The 18,697-nt window shown below is 65.1% G+C and carries 16 protein-coding genes and 1 tRNA gene; 10 read left to right on the top strand and 7 right to left on the bottom strand.

Features of this window, described 5'->3' with window-relative positions:
- Positions 1-44: 44 nt before the first annotated feature.
- Positions 45-254, bottom strand: a complete 210-nt coding sequence (locus ACUSIJ_RS27270) for a cold-shock protein (protein ID WP_449311566.1) — start codon at positions 252-254, stop codon at positions 45-47.
- Positions 255-794: 540 nt separating this feature from the next.
- Between ACUSIJ_RS27270 and ACUSIJ_RS27275 the strand changes: the two genes are divergently transcribed.
- Positions 795-870 (top strand) — tRNA-Thr (locus tag ACUSIJ_RS27275).
- A gap of 60 nt (positions 871-930) precedes the next feature.
- Here the strand turns inward: ACUSIJ_RS27275 and ACUSIJ_RS27280 are convergent.
- The 3 genes from ACUSIJ_RS27280 to ACUSIJ_RS27290 all read right to left on the bottom strand — a co-directional run bounded on the left by ACUSIJ_RS27280 (position 931) and on the right by ACUSIJ_RS27290 (position 3,716).
- A complete protein-coding gene (locus ACUSIJ_RS27280) occupies positions 931-2,031 on the bottom strand; it encodes an acyltransferase family protein (protein ID WP_449311567.1) in 1,101 nt (366 codons plus the stop codon).
- A 35-nt stretch (positions 2,032-2,066) separates the two neighbouring features.
- Positions 2,067-2,675 (bottom strand): class I SAM-dependent methyltransferase, encoded by a 609-nt coding sequence (locus ACUSIJ_RS27285; protein WP_449311568.1) that lies wholly within the window; start codon positions 2,673-2,675, stop codon positions 2,067-2,069.
- Positions 2,676-3,155: 480 nt separating this feature from the next.
- Positions 3,156-3,716: an Hsp20/alpha crystallin family protein gene (locus ACUSIJ_RS27290; protein ID WP_449311569.1), complete on the bottom strand. Its 561-nt coding sequence runs from the start codon at positions 3,714-3,716 to the stop codon at positions 3,156-3,158.
- 453 nt (positions 3,717-4,169) lie between these two features.
- On the opposite strand from ACUSIJ_RS27290, the gene ACUSIJ_RS27295 reads away from it, so the two are divergent.
- The gene (locus tag ACUSIJ_RS27295; protein ID WP_449311570.1) at positions 4,170-4,439 is read left to right on the top strand and encodes a helix-turn-helix domain-containing protein; all 270 of its coding nucleotides are present in this window, start codon (positions 4,170-4,172) and stop codon (positions 4,437-4,439) included.
- A 286-nt stretch (positions 4,440-4,725) separates the two neighbouring features.
- Here the strand turns inward: ACUSIJ_RS27295 and ACUSIJ_RS27300 are convergent, their stop codons facing one another.
- Together ACUSIJ_RS27300 and ACUSIJ_RS27305 are read right to left on the bottom strand one after the other, a co-directional pair.
- A complete protein-coding gene (locus tag ACUSIJ_RS27300; RefSeq protein ID WP_449311571.1) occupies positions 4,726-5,397 on the bottom strand; it encodes a response regulator transcription factor in 672 nt (223 codons plus the stop codon).
- A 637-nt stretch (positions 5,398-6,034) separates the two neighbouring features.
- Positions 6,035-6,811, bottom strand: a complete 777-nt coding sequence (locus ACUSIJ_RS27305; protein WP_449311572.1) for a phosphodiester glycosidase family protein — start codon at positions 6,809-6,811, stop codon at positions 6,035-6,037.
- A gap of 766 nt (positions 6,812-7,577) precedes the next feature.
- On the opposite strand from ACUSIJ_RS27305, the gene ACUSIJ_RS27310 reads away from it, so the two are divergent.
- From ACUSIJ_RS27310 to ACUSIJ_RS27340, 7 genes are all read left to right on the top strand, one after another.
- The gene (locus tag ACUSIJ_RS27310) at positions 7,578-10,535 is read left to right on the top strand and encodes a ribonucleoside-diphosphate reductase subunit alpha (protein WP_449311573.1); all 2,958 of its coding nucleotides are present in this window, start codon (positions 7,578-7,580) and stop codon (positions 10,533-10,535) included.
- Positions 10,536-10,560: 25 nt separating this feature from the next.
- Entirely contained in the window at positions 10,561-11,742 is a 1,182-nt protein-coding gene (locus tag ACUSIJ_RS27315; RefSeq protein ID WP_449311574.1) for a ribonucleotide-diphosphate reductase subunit beta, read from the top strand.
- A 6-nt stretch (positions 11,743-11,748) separates the two neighbouring features.
- Positions 11,749-13,179 (top strand): aminodeoxychorismate synthase component I, encoded by a 1,431-nt coding sequence (gene pabB / locus ACUSIJ_RS27320; RefSeq protein ID WP_449311575.1) that lies wholly within the window; start codon positions 11,749-11,751, stop codon positions 13,177-13,179.
- Positions 13,176-13,964, top strand: a complete 789-nt coding sequence (locus ACUSIJ_RS27325) for an aminotransferase class IV (RefSeq protein ID WP_449311576.1) — start codon at positions 13,176-13,178, stop codon at positions 13,962-13,964. Before pabB ends, ACUSIJ_RS27325 begins: the two co-directional genes overlap by 4 nt.
- Positions 13,965-14,127: 163 nt before the next feature.
- Entirely contained in the window at positions 14,128-15,090 is a 963-nt protein-coding gene (thrB, locus tag ACUSIJ_RS27330; protein WP_449311577.1) for a homoserine kinase, read from the top strand.
- Entirely contained in the window at positions 15,090-15,530 is a 441-nt protein-coding gene (gene rnhA / locus ACUSIJ_RS27335; protein ID WP_449311578.1) for a ribonuclease HI, read from the top strand. The genes thrB and rnhA overlap by 1 nt, the downstream gene beginning before the upstream one ends.
- Positions 15,531-15,776: 246 nt before the next feature.
- Positions 15,777-16,949 carry a DNA methyltransferase gene (locus tag ACUSIJ_RS27340; protein WP_449311579.1) on the top strand — a complete coding sequence of 391 codons (1,173 nt, stop codon included), beginning with the start codon at positions 15,777-15,779 and terminating at the stop codon, positions 16,947-16,949.
- A gap of 71 nt (positions 16,950-17,020) precedes the next feature.
- Here the strand turns inward: ACUSIJ_RS27340 and mutY are convergent, their stop codons facing one another.
- A complete protein-coding gene (gene mutY / locus ACUSIJ_RS27345) occupies positions 17,021-18,085 on the bottom strand; it encodes an A/G-specific adenine glycosylase (RefSeq protein WP_449311580.1) in 1,065 nt (354 codons plus the stop codon).
- A gap of 118 nt (positions 18,086-18,203) precedes the next feature.
- Here mutY and ACUSIJ_RS27350 point away from each other — a divergent pair.
- On the top strand, positions 18,204-18,697 hold a 494-nt coding region (locus ACUSIJ_RS27350), incomplete at its 3' end, for a DUF721 domain-containing protein (RefSeq protein ID WP_449311581.1).

The following is an 18,697-nucleotide window of genomic DNA, read 5'->3' on the forward strand; positions in this document are numbered from 1 at the left end:
GCCTGAAAAAGCCTCGTCGAAAGAAGTAAAGCGCGTGTGCCGCGTCAGGCCAATTGCAGATTGACCGCCGATTCGCGGCCCGTGCGACGGTCAGTCTCCAACTCGTAGCTGACCTTCTGGCCGTCGTTGAGCGAGTTGAGACCCGCGCGCTGAACAGCGGTCACATGCACAAAAACGTCCTTGCCCCCGGCGTCGGGCTGGATGAACCCATAACCCTTCTGCTCATTGTACCATTTGACGGTGCCGGTAGCCATTTTTATCAATCCTCACGATAACAGATGTAGAGAGTGGAGCGCATCCGCCCACCCGGCTGGGTCGAATCTTGGAGCTTGCTGAACGTCCGCCCGGCTTAGCTCAGGCTACGGCCCAGTCATCTGGCCAAAGTCGATGACGACAACGTAATTTTGCGCAGCGCATTTGGCAAGCCTTGCATCCGAAAATGACGGATATGTCGCTTATTTTGCACCAGAATGTCATAAACGCCACGGTGCAGGCAGCACCTCCTCCCGGGACTTTCAGCCCGCGCGAACCGCCCCGGTCAGCCCATGCCGCGCGCCGGGTCTGCGGCTGTGGCCGGGGGCGATTCGCCCCGCTTGCCGCCCGCCGGATGCCGGACAGGCGGCTCGCCCGGCCGGCCGCGGCGGGCAGGCTCCGGGCGTGCCCCGGCCGGCGTCGGCTGTGAAAATCTCATTTCCCGCTTGACCTCGCCCGCAGGAACGGTAAAAGCACATGCGTCGGGGGTGACGGTCGGCTGCATCGTGCAGTCGCGCCGGGATTGAGTCTTCGTCAAATTGGCCGCTTTAGCTCAGTCGGTAGAGCACATCATTCGTAATGATGGGGTCGCGTGTTCGAGTCACGCAAGCGGCACCACACTTCGCCCGAGAGGGCAGATTTCCAGTATCCCATCCGGTCGGCCGCGGCGGGCAAGCGTCAAGCCGGCGCGTTTGAACGGACCAGTCCCGAGCCGGATGCGGCCCTGCGTCTGATCCATTTCTTGATCGGCAATTCAAAGCAGTGGTAGGTCGCCAGCGAGATCGCGAGGAGCGTGACCGTGAAAAGGACGAACACCTGCCAGTTGTAGAATACGTCGCGGCCGTAGCCCAGATGGTCGAGCAGCATCGCGAAACAGATCTGCAAGGGAAAGTGGATGAGGTACGTCGAATAGCTGATGTCGCCAAGCCGCGCCAATGGCCGCAGGAAGGCGGCCTTGATGCCGCTGATGGCAGCGAAGGCCGCGATCGTGATCGGGAAGATGATGTCCCGCAGAATCTGGTTCATCCCCGCGAGGGCGACGCAGAGCCAGGCGAGCACCATCAAGCAGACCGCAACCCAGGCGACGCGAGTATTTCCGTAGCGTCTCATGGCCCAGGCCAGGAGCAGGCAGGCCAGCCCGCCAAGGAAGAATTGACGGATCCCGATGCTAAGCTTCGGGAAGCTTTCCGGGGTGACGAACGCAACGCAGAGCAGTGCCGCGAAGAACAGATATTTCACCCTGCCGAGCAGGCAGCCGATCACGAACAGGGCGTAGAGGGCCACTTCGACCGAGACGGACCATATCGGCGCATTGAATGACCAGCCGCGTTCGAAGCCCCACGCCGGCACCAGCAGAACGTTCAGGAGCGCGTGGTAGATGTCGTTGAATGGATAGACGAAGAATGTGCCGCTCCTGCTGCTATAGATCAGCTGCAGCACGCCGACGGCTGCCATGGTCGCAATATGAAGCGGATACAGGCGGCTGAAGCGGTCGATGGCAAAATGACGGACCGGAAGGGAGCGGTCGGTCAGCTTGTCGGAGAACAGCCAGAAGAAGACGAAACCGGACAGGGCGAAGAAAAGATCGACCCCCAACCCGCCCTGGCGATAGAAGGCAGACAGAACCTGGTAGAACGGCAGCCGCTCGATCTCCAGCGTCGGATCGTCGGCGCCGACGTAAAAGAAGTGCTGCCAATGCCAGACGACGACCGAAAGCGAGGCGAGACCGCGCAGAACGTCCAATGAATAAAGTCTATCGCGAAGCGAATCGCTCTGCATTCACAGACCCTCGGTCGGCAGGAGCATCCATGAAATCAGTGACCGGCATGCAGCAGCACCTTCTTGCGCCACCGCGCAGGCGTGAACGGGTTCCACCATTTCTTTTCGGCATTGGTGAACGTGTAGACGTGCTTGGCCTTCAGCCCGAAGGGGGCCTCGCGCAGATCGAGATACCGAAAGGCGCCGTCCTCGATATCCACATTGACGGTCTCGCCGGCGGGGTTCGTGCAGTTCGTCAGGAGTGCGAAGCGGTAGCGTTCGATGACCGGCAGAAACTTGGCAATGGCGTTGTTCGACCAGTGTTGCAGCACATCCTTTGCGATCAGCAGATCCGCTTCCGGCAACTCGGCCGGGTCACCGGAATACAGCGCGAACGCGATGCCGTCTCGCTGAAAGGCAGCCTTGTTCTTCTCGATCACGGAAGGAACGATGTCGACACCCGTATAGCGTGCGCCCTGCCAGTTGACGCTCCTCGAAAACTGCCAGTCTCCGCAACCGAAATCGAGAATGCTGCGGATGTTGTTGTTTCGAATGAACTGCTCGAGAAATCGGACATAGCCCCGCGTATGAATCGGGAACGAGCCCTCTCCGGATCCGCCGTGCCATTCGTCAGTGGCATAGATCTGCGTGAACCGTTCCCTCATGATGGCCTCTGTTCGACCCTCGCCCGGTCAGACTGCTAGCGCGTTCCGATCGGATGGAACCATCCGATCGACAAGAATTATCTTAAAATCAAAGAGTTAGAGTATGCCAGCGTTTCGGTGGAACGATGACATGCTCTAGAACGGCGGACATTCGACCGGAATCGTGCCGCCGCTCTATCCATTCGTTAACGCATCGGATTTTTCCAGAAAGTGCGCACACTTTCTGGTTCGGTGCAATAGAGGATGAAAGCAGCACGGGCTCCAGCGAGACGATCGCGCCGGGCAGCAAGCCCGCACGGCCGACTACACCGATGCCTGCAGCTTATCCCCCATACCTCCATGCAACCCGTAGTATAGCCACGGTTGGCGAAATCTTGAAGAACGAGGCGCACGATTGTCGCCATGCGGACTGTCGCCGGTCCAGGAGCGGCCCCCGTGAACCAGCGACAGTGCCCGATGCAACCGGCCGTCCGGAGGGGATCAGCCGGCCTTGATCTCGATCGCCCGGCCCTCGACCCTGGCATCCCCCGATTTGGGCAGCTTCACCGTCAGCACGCCCTTGGAGAACGCCGCCTCGATCTTCTCGGCGTCGATGCCGTCGGGAACGCGGAACGAGCGGACGAACGAACCATAGCGGCGCTCCGACAGGTGATAGCCCTTGCGCTTCTCGCTGGTTTCCTCGTTCTTCTCGCCCTTGATCGTCAGGATGCCGTTGCTCAGATTGACCTCGACATCCTTCTCGGTCAGTCCCGGCAGCTCGGCGGCGATTTCGTAGCTGTCCTCGTTCTCGACGAGATCGACAGCCGGCGCCAGCGCCCACGTGAAGTAACGGGCGGCGGGAATGGTCGGGATGGAGGAAGGGCCGGCAATCGACTGCCGGAACTTCCCGAAGCCGAAATCATCGAACACCTGATCGATCTGGCGGCGGATGAAATCGAACGGCCCGAGCGGGCCGGCAAACGAACCTGGCTGGTACGGAGAAGGAGAAACAGTACCCTTGTCGGCATCAGTTGCCGGAACCTTCTTTTCAGACTCAGTCACGACACCATCTCCTTGCAATGACAAGAAACGAACGTGCGCCGATCAACCAACCGCACGAATCTCCGGCACCTGGGAGACCGACATCTGCCGAAATCCAGTTCGGCGAATGCGAGGATAGATCACGCGCAAGAATCTGCAATGCAAAAACGTATTGAACGACATTCTACATACTCATGTCATTCACACATTAGGCATCGCTGCTCTATATATCGCGCCATCCGGACCATCGATTATTGATCTACATCAAATATGCGGACATATTTGTTTGGCCAGCCATGGATGGGGAAGCAGGGCTGACCATCAATTCGGCTCACGATGCGCCGCCGGACTCCGTCGCCGCGGCAGGTCGGACACGTCGGTTTGCGGGCACCCGCAAACCTCCGCGCGTTGAGCACACCAAATATGTATTTTTATACATGGTGATTTGCCTCCTTCGCCGGCTCCTTCTTGATCATGGAGATCAAGAAGCGCTTCGGCCTGGCCGTCAGGGAGCATCGCCAGTTGTTGAAGGTGTCGCAGGAGGAGCTTGCGATGCGGATCGGCGCCGACCAGGCGTATGTCAGCCGGATCGAGGCGGGACGGATGAATGTCACGCTAGAGACGGTGGAGCAGATCGCCGCCGCTCTCCAGGCCGATGCGGGAGATCTGCTGAAACCGGCGGAAGGCGCCGGAAAAGCGGACAGCCAGGGCAGTCCGGATCAGGTGAACGTCGACCCGGCCTGATTCGGGCGCTCGATGGCCTTCAGGGCACGGGAAAACAGTGCTTCGGGATCGGCTTCCAGCGCGCGCGAAAGCACGATGAATTCCACGATGTCCAGACGGCGCTCGCCGCCCTCGATCTTGACGACATGGGACTACGGTCTCTGCAGCCTGTCGGCGACGGCCTGCTGCGTCAGCCCCTTCTCACACCGTTCGGCGGGAAGAACCACAGGAAGCCTTCGCAGGCCTCTGAATGGAGGGACTGCGCCATGCGCTCCTGCCGGCCGATGCCCCGCCGTCGCTGCCCGCATCAGCCGACGTATGTATAGCCGAGATACCGCTTGGCCTCGATCGGATCGTGCCCCAGACGCATGCGCAGCTTCTTGCGCAGCTTGCTCATGTGGCCCTCGATCACGTTTTCTTCGACGTTTTCGTTGAAGATGCCGTAGATCGCGTTGAATATCTGGGCCTTGCTGACCCGCCGGCCGCGGTTGCGCACCAGATATTCGAGGATATGGCGCTCGCGCCGCGGCAGAACGAACTTCTCGCCGTCGATCTCGGGGTCGCGGCCGTCGAAGAAGACGTGAATGCCCTTCCTGCTCGGCTCGGGAATCGTGTGGGCGTTGATGCGCCGCCATATCGCATCGACCCGCGCGAGAATCTCCCGCACGTGGACCGGCTTGCGGACCACGTCATCGATGCCGCTCATGAACAGTTGCAGCGTCTGCTCCAGCGAGCGCGTCTCGTTCAGCGCGATGATCGGCGCCCGGCAATGGGTCCTGATCATGTCGGCGCAGGAGACGCGCTCGTCGAAGTCCCCGAGCAGGAAGCCCTGGATACACCCCAGATCCGGTTCAGACGTTGTTGTCAGCCATTCCCGAAAATCACCGGCATTGAAGCCCAGAGACGGCAATCCTTCCCGATTAAACCCTGCGACATAGCCGTCCGTCACGATCTCTCGTTCGTCAACAACAACGTACATACCGCCACCTAACTCGCTACAACACAGTTAAAGGCAACGCCGTCATGCAATCGCACCGCATTATTTAATGTATATTGTAATATACCGAGAAAATCAAACAATATTATTATAAGTATAAACTCCAACATTAATAAATATAATATGATTAATACCCCAATTTTGCGATCATAAACACTATTGCGCTATAAACGGATCGCATTTTGTGCGGTGCACACAAAAAATACAAATATCCATGTTCTGCCAATTCAAGCCTGGATTGGCCGGGCTATGGTTAACGCCCGGTTGCCATGCCGGACGCACTTTCCGGCTCCGGGCCCCGGCGCCGTGCCGCCGGCCCGGTTCGATCAAGACCGGAAACCGGCTTGACGAACCGGCTTGGCGAACCGGCTTGGCGCAACACACCGGTCCCGCACCGCGCGGGTTCGGCCGGAAACCGATGAGCCGGCCCCGTCGACCTTCGACATCAATATGGACTTGCTGGCTTGCGCGAAGCAGGGCGGGCGCATCCGGCACGCGGCAGACGGAAAACCCGAATCGGCACCCCCGCGCCATCTCTTTGTTTGCGCACCCGATTTATCCAGAAAACGGTGCCCCTGTTTGATTCGAGGCTTTGGAACGCCCTATCCGGGCCGGGCCGTCATTTCACCGATACGCTCAGAATCGGCCCGAGCGGCTTTCGCAGCGTCGCGGCCGCGCCGTCCGCCCGTCCGGCCGCGCCGTCCCGCGAGAGCTGGGAGACCGAGCCGTCCAGATAAAGCGCGTCGGGGCAGCGCAGGTAATCGCGGAACAGGCGCGCGAACTGGCCGAAGCTGATGCCGCCGTGCGAAATGGCCAGCACGATCGTTCCGTCCTTGCGCACCCCGATGCCGTTGCGAATCTTGCGCGATTCGCCGTCGGCCTGAAAACGCGGATGAATCCGGCCGCCAAGGACCATCAGCGGCCCGGACTGGGTGGCGATGTCCGGCTTCTGCTTCGACCGCGCGAAGGCCTGCGTCTCCATGATGCCCGCCCTGCCGCCGGCCATGAAGAAAACCCCGTTGGGCCTCAGGTAGAAGTTTCCCCTCCCCGCGCGGGCGTTGATCGGGCTCAGAACCCGCCCGCCCGAGACGAAAAGCCCCACCGGCGACAGATCGGGCTCGTACATGCCCGCATTCATGGTGACGAGCGGCGTGCGGCCCTGTCGCTCCAGTTCCCGCTCCACCGCGCCCAGAGATATGAACGGCTCCGTCCCGTTCTTCCAGTGAAGGTCGACGCGCAGACCCCCGCGCCGCTGCGCGGGGCCGATCTCGCACACCACATGCGCCACCCCGGCGAAAAGAATGTCGCGGCAGATGTCGCCACTTCTTGCCGAAGACCCGCCGGCGGCGCCCGCGACCGTCGGAAACGCAAGTGCGATAGCACACAGTCCGGCCATGACCGAAGCGGCATGTCGCGCCCGGGCCGCTTTTCCCCCGCGAACCCCGCTATTCACAGCCTCGCACATCCTCTCCGACATCGCCGCTGACTCCAAACGCTCAACCATGATATCCACCGATGGGCGGACAACCTGCAAAGATTGCCGCGCAGTATCGGAAATCCGGACAGATCGCAACTCAGGCCACGCCGCCGGCCCGACCGCGCTTACCCCCCTTCCCCCACCCGAACGATGTCACCGCCGTTGATAACTTGTGCCACGCCACGCACTACAACTTGACGAAAATCGGGTCTTAGTACACTATATATTGTGTCGATGACATTCATAGGGCGGGGATCGGCGGCAATGAAGGAAACAGCGCGGACGGACCGGGAATGTCTGGTGTGCGGCCGCGGCCGGTCGATTCGGCGCCCGATGGATGCTGCTTTTGCGCCTCCGGGCGCTTCCCGTCCGAACCGCCGCCCGGCTCGCGGCCGGCAATCCGATGCACCGGCATGGATGCCGGGCCCATCCCTTTCGCGGGCATGTCCTTCCGTTGCCCTTGCGCCGGCGCGCCCGCCACTTGGGCGGCCGCTCGGGCAGCGGCTGCATGCCGGTCTGCGTGTTTCTGGTTTTGCGTACCGTTTCGTGACGCGTTCACGGGCGGCAGGCGAGCGTTTCCGGCCCGGCCGCGCGTGAAGCGCGATCCGCCGTACTGGAAACGCCCCCCGCCCGAAAGCTCTTCGCTCGAATCATTGATCTGAAATCACCAAGCAGGAACTGGCCGATGTCTCTGTCCCCCGATCATCCCGCCGCCTCATCGCTGGCCGGCGCCGTCACCCCCGGTGCGGCGCGCGCAGCGCAGCCCGCGGGCGCCGGCGCGCTGGCGTTTTCCGTCATCCGTCGCAACGGCGCCCTGTCGCCGTTCGATTCGTCCAAGATATCGGTTGCCGTCACCAAGGCGTTCCTTGCCGTCGAGGGCACGCAGGCGGCGGCCTCCCGGCGCGTGCACGAGATCGTCGCCGAACTGACGGAGCAGGTGGTCGCGGCGCTGACGCGGCGTGTCGACGGCGAGCGCGCCATCCACATCGAGGACATCCAGGACCAGGTGGAGCTGGCGCTGATGCGCGGCGGCCACCACAAGGTGGCGCGCGCCTACGTGCTCTACCGCGAGGAGCGCGCCCGCGAGCGGGCCGAGAAGGCGAAGCTCGCCGGCACGCCGGCGGTGACGCTCAACGTGCGCGCGAGCGACGGCAGCCTGTCGCCGCTCGACGAGGCGCGGCTGGTGCGCGTCATCGCGGACGCATGTAGCGGCTTGGAGGGCACCTCGGCCGAGGCCATTCTGGCGGAGACGCGGCGCAATCTCTACGACGGCATTTCCTCCGACGAGCTGTCGCTGGCGCAGATTATGGCCGCGCGCACGCTCGTCGAGACCGAGCCGAACTACGCCTATGTCAGCGCCCGTCTCTTGCTCGACAAGCTGCGCCGCGAGGCGCTGACCTATGTCTTCGGCGACGCGCGCGAGGCGTCGGAGGCGGCGACCGGCGATCATTACGCCGCCTATTTCCCCGGCTTCATCGCCAAGGGCATCGCGGCCGAGCTGATCGACCCCGAGCTTGGCCGGTTCGACCTCGCGCGCCTCGGGGCGGCGCTGAAATCCGAACGCGACCGCCAGTTCCAGTTCCTCGGTCTGCAGACGCTCTACGACCGCTATTTCCTGCACGACCGCGGCACGCGCTTCGAGCTGCCGCAGGCGTTCTTCATGCGCGTCGCCATGGGGCTTTCGCTGCGCGAGATCGACCGCGAGGAAAAGGCGATCGAGTTCTACAATCTGCTGTCGTCCTTCGACTTCATGGCCTCGACGCCGACGCTGTTCAATTCCGGCACGCTGCGGCCGCAGCTCTCGTCGTGCTTCCTCACCACGGTGTCGGACGACCTCGACGGCATCTTCAAGGCCATCAAGGACAATGCGCTGCTCGCCAAATATTCCGGCGGGCTCGGCAACGACTGGACGCGGGTGCGCGGGCTCGGCGCCCACATCAAGGGCACCAACGGCCAGTCGCAGGGCGTGGTGCCGTTCCTCAAGGTGGCGAACGACACGGCCATCGCCGTCAACCAGGGCGGCAAGCGCAAGGGCGCGGTCTGCGCCTATCTGGAGACGTGGCACGTCGACATCGAGGAGTTCCTCGACCTGCGCAAGAACACCGGCGACGACCGCCGCCGCACCCACGACATGAACACCGCCAACTGGATCTCGGACCTGTTCATGGAGCGCGTGGCGCAGGACGGCCCGTGGACGCTGTTCTCGCCCGACGAGACGCACGACCTGCACGATCTCTTCGGCTCTGCCTTCAAGGCCGCCTACGAGGCCTATGAGGCGAAGGCGGCGCGCGGCGAGATCGCCGTGTTCCGCACCGTGCGCGCGCTCGACCTGTGGCGCAAGATGCTGACCATGCTGTTCGAGACCGGCCATCCGTGGATCACGTTCAAGGATCCGTGCAACCTGCGCTCGCCGCAGCAGCATGTCGGCGTGGTGCATTCGTCGAACCTGTGCACCGAGATCACGCTCAACACCTCCGACAAGGAAGTGGCGGTGTGCAACCTCGGCTCGGTCAACCTGTTGAACCACGTCGGTGAGAACGGCCTCGACCAGGCACATCTGGCGCGCACCATCAAGACCGCCATGCGCATGCTCGACAACGTGATCGACATCAACTTCTACACCATTCCCGAGTCGCGCTACTCCAACCTGCGCCACCGCCCGGTCGGCCTCGGGCTGATGGGCTTCCAGGACGCGCTCCAGGCGCTGCGCATTCCCTACGAGAGCGAGGCGGCGGTGCGCTTCGCCGACGAGAGCATGGAGGCGATCAGCTTCCACGCCATCAAGGCCTCCTCGGATCTTGCCGCCGAGCGCGGGCGCTATGCCTCGTTCGAGGGTTCGCTGTGGTCGAAGGGCATCCTGCCGATCGACTCGATCCAGATCCTCGCCGATGCCCGAAAAGGAACGCACGACTCCGGCTCGCTCGGCTCGGATACACTCGACATGGACCGCTCCTCGACGCTCGACTGGGACGGCCTGCGCGAGCAGGTGCAGCGGGTGGGCATGCGCAACTCCAACACCATGGCGATCGCGCCCACCGCCACCATTTCCAACATCTGCGGCGTGGCCCAGTCCATCGAGCCCGCCTATCAGAACCTCTACGTGAAATCGAACATGTCGGGCGATTTCACCGTGGTGAACGCCCAGCTCGTGCGCGACCTCAAGGAGCGCGGCCTGTGGGACGAGGTGATGGTGTCGGACCTCAAGTACTTCGACGGCTCGCTCGGCCAGATCGACCGCGTGCCGGACGACCTCAAGGCACTCTACGCGACCGCGTTCGAGATCGACTCGAAGTGGCTGATCGAGGCCGCCTCGCGCCGCCAGAAGTGGGTCGACCAGGCGCAGTCTCTGAACCTCTACATCGCCAATCCGTCGGGCAGGAAGCTGGACGAGCTCTATCGCCTCGCCTGGCGCAAGGGTCTCAAGACGACCTACTACCTGCGCTCGACCTCCGCGACCCACGTCGAGAAATCCACGCTCAAGGGCACGGACGGCAAGCTCAACGCGGTGTCGGTGACGCCGGCGGCGGCAGCGCCGGTGGCGCAGCCCCTCGCGCCCCAGCGCGCCGGCGACATCCGGCTCGACAGCGTCACGTCCGGCAACGCCTGCTCGATCGACGATCCCGACTGCGAAGCCTGCCAGTAACCGCCAATCAAGAAGGAACAAGACCATGCTCGACTGGTCAGACCCCGAAATCGTCGCCAGGAAGAAGGCGGAAGCGGCCATCGCGGCGCAGTTCGACGCCAACGGCGTCGAGGCGGCGGGGCGCGAAGCGACCGGCCTTGAAGCGACCGGGCTCGAAGCGACCGGCCTTGGCGCCATCGACCGCAACGCGGCGCGCGTCACCGTCGACGACAAGGCGATGATCAATTGCCGCGCCGACGTCAACCAGCTCCTGCCGCTCAAGTATCACTGGGCGTGGGAGAAATATCTCGCCGCGTGCAACAACCACTGGATGCCGACCGAGGTCTCGATGCAGGCCGACATCGCGCTGTGGAAGTCGCAAAATGGCCTGACGCCGGACGAGCGCCACGCGATCAAGCGTAATCTCGGCTTCTTCGCCGCGTCCGAGAGCCTCGTCGCGAACAACATCGTGCTGGCGATCTACCGCCACCTGACCAACCCCGAATGCCGGCAATACCTGCTGCGCCAGGCCTTCGAGGAGGCGGTGCACACGCACACCTTCCAGTACATCGTGGAGAGCCTCGGCCTCGACGAGGGCGAGCTGTTCAACATGTACCGCGAGGTGCCCTCCATCACCGACAAGGCGGCGTGGGCGCTGAACTACACCCAGCACCTCGACGATCCGGGTTTCACCACCGGCACGCCGGAGAAGGACCGAGCGTTCGTGCGCGACCTCGTGGCGTTCTACGTCGTGTTCGAGGGCATGTGGTTCTACACCGGCTTTGCGCAGATCCTGTCGCTGGGGCGGCGCAACAAGATGGTCGGCATCGCCGAGCAGTATCAGTACATCCTGCGCGACGAATCGATCCACCTGAACTTCGGCATCGACGTCATCAACCAGATCAAGGCGGAGAACCCGCACATCTGGACCGACGCCTTCCAGAAGGAAGTGCGCACCATGCTGGCGGAGGCGGCCGAACTCGAAGCCGCCTACGGCCGGGAAACCATGCCGCGCGGCTTCCTCGGGCTCAACGCGGGTCTGTGCGAGCAGTACATGCACTTCATCGCCAACCGCCGCTGCGCCCAGCTCGGTCTGGCACCGGTGTTCGGCCCGGCCGAGAACCCGTTCCCATGGATGTCGGAAGCCATGGACCTCAAAAAGGAAAAGAATTTTTTCGAGACTCGGGTTATCGAGTATCAGAACGGTGGCGCATTGAGCTGGGATTGACGCGCGTTGCGGATAACGCCCTTACCCTGGCGCGAGGTGCTTGAGGTTTTCCGGCCCTTCGCGAAAGACCCCGTGGCCGCGCTGCTCGACAGCGCGGCCACGAGCGCTTTGGCGCATGCGGGCGCGGGTGACGCGCAAAGAGGCGACGCGCGCAGCCGCTATTCCTACATCGCGGTCGAGCCCTACAGCGTCATCGTCGCGGACGCGGACGGCGTGCGCGTCGACGGTACGCGGGCCGCCGGCGATCCGTTCACCGTGCTGCAACGGCAGCTTGCCGCATGCCGGATCGAGGACAACGCCGCCCCTGTGCCCTTCGCGGGCGGCGCGGCCGGCTATCTCGCCTACGAGATGGGCCGCCACGCCGACAGGTTCCCCGCGTTGGCAGCCGACCCGCTCGGCGTGCCGGAAATGGTGATCGGCCTTTACGACTGCGTCATCGCCTTCGACCATGCCCGGCGGGAGAGCTTCCTGATCAGCACCGGCCTGCCGGAAACCGGCGCCCCGGCACGGGAACGGCGCGCGCGGGAGCGCGAGGCGCATATCCTGCACCGATTGCGGGACGTGAAGCCGCTGCCGGCCATCGACTGGGCGCCGCGCGGGCAATGGCGCGCCGGGCGAACGCGCGACGGGGAAGAGGCGGCCATCCGGCGCGTCATCGACTACATCCACGCCGGCGACATCTTTCAGGCCAACCTCACCCAGCGCCGGCTCGTGGAGCGCCCGGCCGGGTTCGACGATTTCATGCTCTACCGGCGGCTCACCGCCCTCAGCCCCGCGCCCTTCGCCGCCTTTCTGCGATGCGGCGCGGACACCGGCGTGCTCTCCGCCTCGCCGGAGCGCTTTCTGGCGCTTGATGCCGCGGGCCGTGTCGAGACGCGGCCGATCAAGGGCACGATCCGGCGCGATCCCGACCCCGCCCGCGACGCGGAGCTCGCGGCGACGCTCGCGGCGAGCGTCAAGGACCGTGCGGAGAACCTCATGATCGTGGATCTCATGCGCAACGATCTTTCCCGCATCTGCGAGCAGGGCAGCGTGCGCGTGCCCACCCTGATGCAGGTGGAGACGTTCGCCTCCGTGCATCATCTCGTCTCCGCCGTCACCGGCCAGCTTCGACGCGGGTGCGACGCCGTCGATCTGCTGCGCGCCTGCTTTCCCGGCGGCTCGATCACCGGCGCGCCGAAGATAAGGGCGATGGAGATCATCGCCGAGCTCGAACGGCACCAGCGCGGCGTGTGCTTCGGCTCCGTGGTGTGGATCGGCTTCGACGGCGCGATGGACAGCTCCATCGCCATCCGCACGCTGGTGCGCCGGCATGAGACGCTGATCGCGCAGGCGGGCGGCGGCATCGTGGCGGACTCCGTGCCCGAGCTCGAATACGACGAAGCGCTGCTCAAGATGCGCCCGCTCTTACGGGCGGTTGCGGGAGAGGCGCCATGATCTGCTGGCTGAACGGCCGACTGCTGCCCGTTACGGAGGCCGCGATTCCCGTCGGCGATCGCGGCTTCCTGCTCGGCGACGGGGTCTACGAGACCATCCGCGTGCGCGATCGGCAACCGCAATGGCTCGCGCGCCACCTCGCGCGCCTCACCCACGGCCTGCGCGTCATCGCCTTGCGGCACGACGTGGATCTCGTGGAAGCCGTCGACAGAATCATCACGGCCAATGCGCTGACGGACGGCTCCCTGCGCATCACGGTGACGCGCGGGCCCGGGCCGCGCGGCATCGCGCCGCCGCCGCAACCCGAGGCCACGACGCTGATTACCGCCTTCGCGGCCGCCCCGCCCCTGCCGCCGGCACGCATCATCGTCGCCCGGCGCACGCGCCGCAACGCGTTCTCGCCGCTTGCCGGCATCAAGAGCATCAACTGCCTCGATGCCATCGTCGCCCGGCAGGAGGCCGTCCGCGCCGGCGCGGACGACGCGCTGCTGCTCAACACGCATGAGCGCATCAGCGAGGCCACCGCCGCCAACGTCTTCGCCGTGATCGACGGCGCATTGCTGACCCCGCCGCCCGACGACGGCGCGCTGCCCGGCATCACCCGCGCCCGCGTGCTGGAGGTGGAAGGCCGCGAGGCGACACTCACGGCCGATGATCTCAAACGGGCGGACGAGGTTTTTCTGACATCGAGCCTCGGCATCCGCAAGGTCGAAGCCATCGACGGAACGCTCCTGCCCGCCGATACGCCCGTTCGCGACAGGCTCGCCCATGCGCTGTTCATCTGACCGGCGATCGCCCCCACATCGCGCTGTTTGCATTTCGGCTGAATCATGACATGGAAGCTGCCGGAAACTCTGCATTCCGCATAGACGTGCCCGTGGCCGCGTGCCGTCCGATACCCGCGCCCCCCGTTACCGAGAAGACTGCTGACACTGAAAGATTGTTGCGATGGCCGTTTACACCGACGTTTCCGATGCGGAGCTCTCCGCCTTCGTCGACCGCTACGACATCGGCCGGCTGCTGTCGGCCAAGGGCATCGCCGAGGGTGTCGAGAACTCGAACTTCCTGCTCCAGACGGAACGCGGCTTCTTCATCCTCACCCTCTACGAAAAGCGCGTCAACGAGGCGGACCTGCCGTTCTTCATCGGGCTGATGGAGCATCTGGCCGCGCGCGGCATCGTCTGCCCGGAGCCGGTGCACGACCGCGCGGGCAAGGCGTTGCAGCGCCTCGCGGGCCGGCCGGCGGCGATGGTGACGTTCCTTTCCGGCATGTCGGTCAACCGGCCCGGCGTCGGCCATTGCGCCGAGCTCGGGCGGGCGCTGGCGCAGTTCCACGCGGCGGGTACGGATTTTACGCTCACGCGCGCCAATGCGCTGTCGCTCGACGGCTGGCGGCCGCTCATCGAGCAATCCCGCGGGCGGGCCGACAGCGTCAGCCCCGGCCTCGCGGACCGCATCGCCGGCGACTTCGCTTATCTTGAGAAGGCGTGGCCGCGCGATCTGCCCACCGGCGTCATCCACGCCGATCTCTTCCCCAACAACGTGTTCTTCCTCGGCGAGCGGCTGTCCGGCCTGATCGATTTCTACTTCGCCTGCAACGATGCGCTCGCCTACGATCTCGCCATCTGCCTCAACGCCTGGTGCTTCGAGGCCGACGGGTCGTTCAACATCACCAAGGGACAGGCGCTGATCGGGGCCTATGAGTCGGTCCGCCCTCTCACACCCGCGGAGGTCGAGGCACTGCCGGTGCTGGCGCGCGGGGCGGGGCTGCGCTTCCTGCTGACCCGGCTCGTCGACTGGCTCAACGTGCCGCCCGGCGCGCTGGTCAAGCCGCTCGATCCGCTCGAATACGACCGCAAGCTCGGCTTCCACCGCCATGCCGGCTCGGCGGCCGACTACGGACGCGCCTGATGGCGGAAAGGGTGACGATCTATACCGACGGCGCCTGCTCCGGCAATCCCGGCCCGGGCGGCTGGGGCGCGCTGCTGATGTTCCGCGGCGTGGAAAGGGAGCTGTCGGGCGGTGAGGCGCAGACCACCAACAACCGCATGGAGCTCCTTGCGGCGATCTCGGCGCTCGAGGCGCTCCGGCGCCCGTGCGCGGTGGACCTCCATACCGATTCGCAATACGTGCGTTCCGGCATCACCGCATGGCTCCCCAACTGGAAGCAGCGCGGCTGGAAGACCGCCGACCGCAAGCCGGTCAAGAACGACGATCTGTGGCGCAGGCTCGACGAGGCGGCACAACGCCACGACGTCACCTGGCACTGGGTGAAGGGCCACGACGGCCATCCCGAGAACGAGCGCGTCGACGCGCTGGCGCGCGCCGCCATGGCGCCGTTCAAGCGGTGACGGGCGCCGACCGCGTTATTCACAGGCTGGCTCCGGTACGATCATTTATGGCTAACAAATTGATAACGCCTGCAAAACCGTTGCCCAGCAACGGCTGCGTGCCGCCATGCGGCCAGGCTTGACCTGTCGCTTCCCCGCTCGCCCGAATCCCAGCCGCCACAACCGCTTATCCGGCGCGGGGCATCAACTTCCTCTTTACTCCTGCCCGCCATAGTCGCCGTGTCAGTCGCGTAACTGGTAGGCGTCATGAGTATTCCGCGTACCGCCGCTGCTGGTGTTCTGCCCCGGATCAAGGTATCGCGTACCGGTCAGCAGACACCTGCGGCGCGGATGGAGCACCTGCTCCCGGTCGATCAGATCGTTATCGGTGATTGCATCGAATCCCTGCGGCGGCTGCCCTCGCAGAGCGTCGATCTGGTGTTCGCCGATCCCCCCTACAATCTCCAGCTCGAGAACACGTTGACGCGCCCTGACAACAGTCAGGTGGATGCCGTCAACGACGAGTGGGACCGCTTCGACAGCTTTTCGGAGTACGACGCCTTCACCCGGGCGTGGCTTTCCGAATGCCGCCGGGTGATGAAGAAGACGGCGACGTTGTTCGTCATCGGCTCGTACCACAACATTTTTCGCGTTGGCAGCGCCGTGCAGGATCTCGGCTTCTGGATCCTGAACGACATCATCTGGCGCAAGGCCAACCCGATGCCCAATTTCCGCGGCCGGCGCTTCACCAACGCGCACGAGACGCTGATCTGGGCCGCCCGCTCGGCGGACGCGCGTGGCTACACGTTCCATTACGAGGCGCTGAAGGCGGGCAACGAGGACACGCAGATGCGGTCCGACTGGTATCTGCCGCTGTGCACCGGCGAGGAGCGGCTGAAGGACGCGCGAGGGCGCAAGATCCATCCGACGCAAAAGCCCGAGGCGCTCGTCGCCCGCACGCTGCTTGCCGCCTCGAACCCCGGCGACATCGTGCTCGATCCCTTCTTCGGCAGCGGCACCACGGGTGCGGTCGCCAGGCGTCTCGGCCGGCACTTCATCGGGCTCGAGCGCGATCCCGTCTACGCGGAAGCCGCGCAGGAGCGTATCGACCGCGTGATCCCCCTCGGCACGGATGCGGTGGCCACCGCCCCCGCCCGGCGCACGGAGCCGCGCATCCCCTTCCTGTCGCTGATCGAGGCGGGTCTGATCGCTCCCGGCGAGGAACTCGTCGACGCCCGCGAAACCCATCACGCCACCGTGCGCGCCGACGGCACGCTCACCGTCGGCCCGGTGGTGGGGTCCATCCACAAGGTCGGCGCGCTGGTGCAGGGGCACCCCTCCTGCAATGGCTGGACCTTCTGGCATGCACACCGCGACGGCGGCCTCCTCGCCATCGACCGGCTTCGCGACGACTACCGGGCGCGTCATTCCGCAGCATAGCTTGGATCCGAAAAAGGCTGTCATTTTTCGGATCCATTTGATGCGTCAATGACAATTGGCGCGCATTGCGGTCAACCGTCCACAATGCGGGCGTGAGCCAGCACCTTGCGCATGACGGTGGGCAGCGCCTCGCCTGCGAGACCGGCGCGCGCCTGCCAGCGGCTGCCGGGCGGGGCGGCCGTGCCGGCCGGCACCTCGGCCCGATAGACCGTCAATTCCAGCGGGAAATGGGTGAACACGTGGCGCACGCTGCCCGTCAGCCGCCGCCACGGCGCATCGAGGGGAGCCGCGGCGACGGCGCCGTCGGGATCGAAGCTCGCCGACCATTCCGTGCCCGGCGGCTCGGCCATGCCGCCCAGGAGCCCGCGCGGCGGCCGGTCGCGCAGCAGCACGTGATCGTCGGCGCGCAGCACGACAAAGGCCGCGCCCTTGCGCAGCGCCCCCTGCTTCTTGGCCTCCTTGCGCGGGAACGTCTCGGCCGTCCCCTCCCGGCGTGCCCGGCAGGGCGACGACCACGGACACAGCGCGCAGGCGGGGCGTTTGGGCGTGCAGATGGTCGCCCCCAGATCCATCAGCGCCTGGGCGAAGTCCCCCGCCCGCTCGCAGGGCATGAGCGAAAGCGCCAGCTTGCGGATGGTGGCCTTGGCGCGCGGCAGCGGCTCTTCCAGCGCCACGAGCCGCGACAGCACGCGCTCGACATTGCCGTCCACCGCCACCGCCGGCAGATCGAAGGCGATGGCCGCCACCGCCCCCGCCGTGTAGGCGCCGATGCCGGGGAGCGCCAGCAGGGCGTCCTCGTCGGCGGGAAAGCGCCCGCCGTGCTGTTCCACCACGGCTTGCGCGCAGGCGTGCAGGTTGCGGGCGCGGGAATAGTAGCCGAGCCCGGCCCAGGCCTGCATCACCGCCTCGACGGGCGCGGCGGCGAGCGCCTCGACATCGGGAAAGCGCATGAGAAAACGCTCGAAATAGCCCTTCACCGTCTGCACGGTGGTCTGCTGCAGCATGATCTCGGAGAGCCACACGCGATAGGGATCGGCCCGCTCCCCGGCCCGCGCCCGCCAGGGCAGCACGCGCCGGTGGCGGTCGTACCACGCGAGAAGGTCGGCGGCGGAGGCGTGCGCGGCAATGCCGGTCATCGCGCCGAATCGTTGGAAAAGATGTCGTGGAGAGCTACCATGCAACGTTTCTAGCGCAGGATGCGCGGGAGCGAAATCCCGCCCGGCACCTGCCGCAACCGCTGAACGAGCGCAACAGATGAGCAATCGTCCCACCGTGATCCGTCACACCGCCCGGCTGAAGCCGCTGGCGGAGCTCGTCGATCGCTGCATCGAGCCGGCACTCGCGGCCCAGGGCTTCGCCGCCTCCGGCGTCATCATGGCGTGGCCCGAGATCGTCGGCGAGCGGCTCGCCCGCCACACCGAGCCGATGCGCATCGTCTGGCCCAAGCGCAACGCCGGGCAAGCGCAGGCGTCGACGCTCGTCGTGCGCGTCACCAGCGCCTTCGCCCTCGAACTGCAGCACATGGCTCCTGTGGTGATCGAGCGCGTGAACACGCATTTCGGCTGGCGCTGCGTCGGTCAGCTCGCGCTGCGGCAAGGGCCGATCCCGCGCCGCGTCGCCTGCCCCGAGCCGGAACGCCGGCTCGATCCCGCGCAGGAACAGCGGGTGGCAGACGCCGTGCGCGATATCACTGATGACCCCCTGGGGGGGGGGGGGGGGGGGGGTGGGTGTGGGGGGGGGGGGGGGGG

Source organism: Pseudochelatococcus sp. B33 (genome assembly GCF_053570585.1).

Bases quoted from the DNA above. Each gene is read 5' to 3' on its own strand.
- ACUSIJ_RS27270 (WP_449311566.1), bottom strand. From the start codon at position 254: ATGGCTACCGGCACCGTCAAATGGTACAATGAGCAGAAGGGTTATGGG.
- ACUSIJ_RS27280 (WP_449311567.1), bottom strand. From the start codon at position 2,031: ATGCAGAGCGATTCGCTTCGCGATAGACTTTATTCATTGGACGTTCTG.
- ACUSIJ_RS27285 (WP_449311568.1), bottom strand. From the start codon at position 2,675: ATGAGGGAACGGTTCACGCAGATCTATGCCACTGACGAATGGCACGGC.
- ACUSIJ_RS27295 (WP_449311570.1), top strand. From the start codon at position 4,170: ATGGAGATCAAGAAGCGCTTCGGCCTGGCCGTCAGGGAGCATCGCCAG.
- ACUSIJ_RS27300 (WP_449311571.1), bottom strand. From the start codon at position 5,397: ATGTACGTTGTTGTTGACGAACGAGAGATCGTGACGGACGGCTATGTC.
- ACUSIJ_RS27305 (WP_449311572.1), bottom strand. From the start codon at position 6,811: ATGGCCGGACTGTGTGCTATCGCACTTGCGTTTCCGACGGTCGCGGGC.
- ACUSIJ_RS27310 (WP_449311573.1), top strand. From the start codon at position 7,578: ATGTCTCTGTCCCCCGATCATCCCGCCGCCTCATCGCTGGCCGGCGCC.
- ACUSIJ_RS27315 (WP_449311574.1), top strand. From the start codon at position 10,561: ATGCTCGACTGGTCAGACCCCGAAATCGTCGCCAGGAAGAAGGCGGAA.
- ACUSIJ_RS27325 (WP_449311576.1), top strand. From the start codon at position 13,176: ATGATCTGCTGGCTGAACGGCCGACTGCTGCCCGTTACGGAGGCCGCG.
- thrB (WP_449311577.1), top strand. From the start codon at position 14,128: ATGGCCGTTTACACCGACGTTTCCGATGCGGAGCTCTCCGCCTTCGTC.
- rnhA (WP_449311578.1), top strand. From the start codon at position 15,090: ATGGCGGAAAGGGTGACGATCTATACCGACGGCGCCTGCTCCGGCAAT.
- ACUSIJ_RS27340 (WP_449311579.1), top strand. From the start codon at position 15,777: ATGAGTATTCCGCGTACCGCCGCTGCTGGTGTTCTGCCCCGGATCAAG.
- mutY (WP_449311580.1), bottom strand. From the start codon at position 18,085: ATGACCGGCATTGCCGCGCACGCCTCCGCCGCCGACCTTCTCGCGTGG.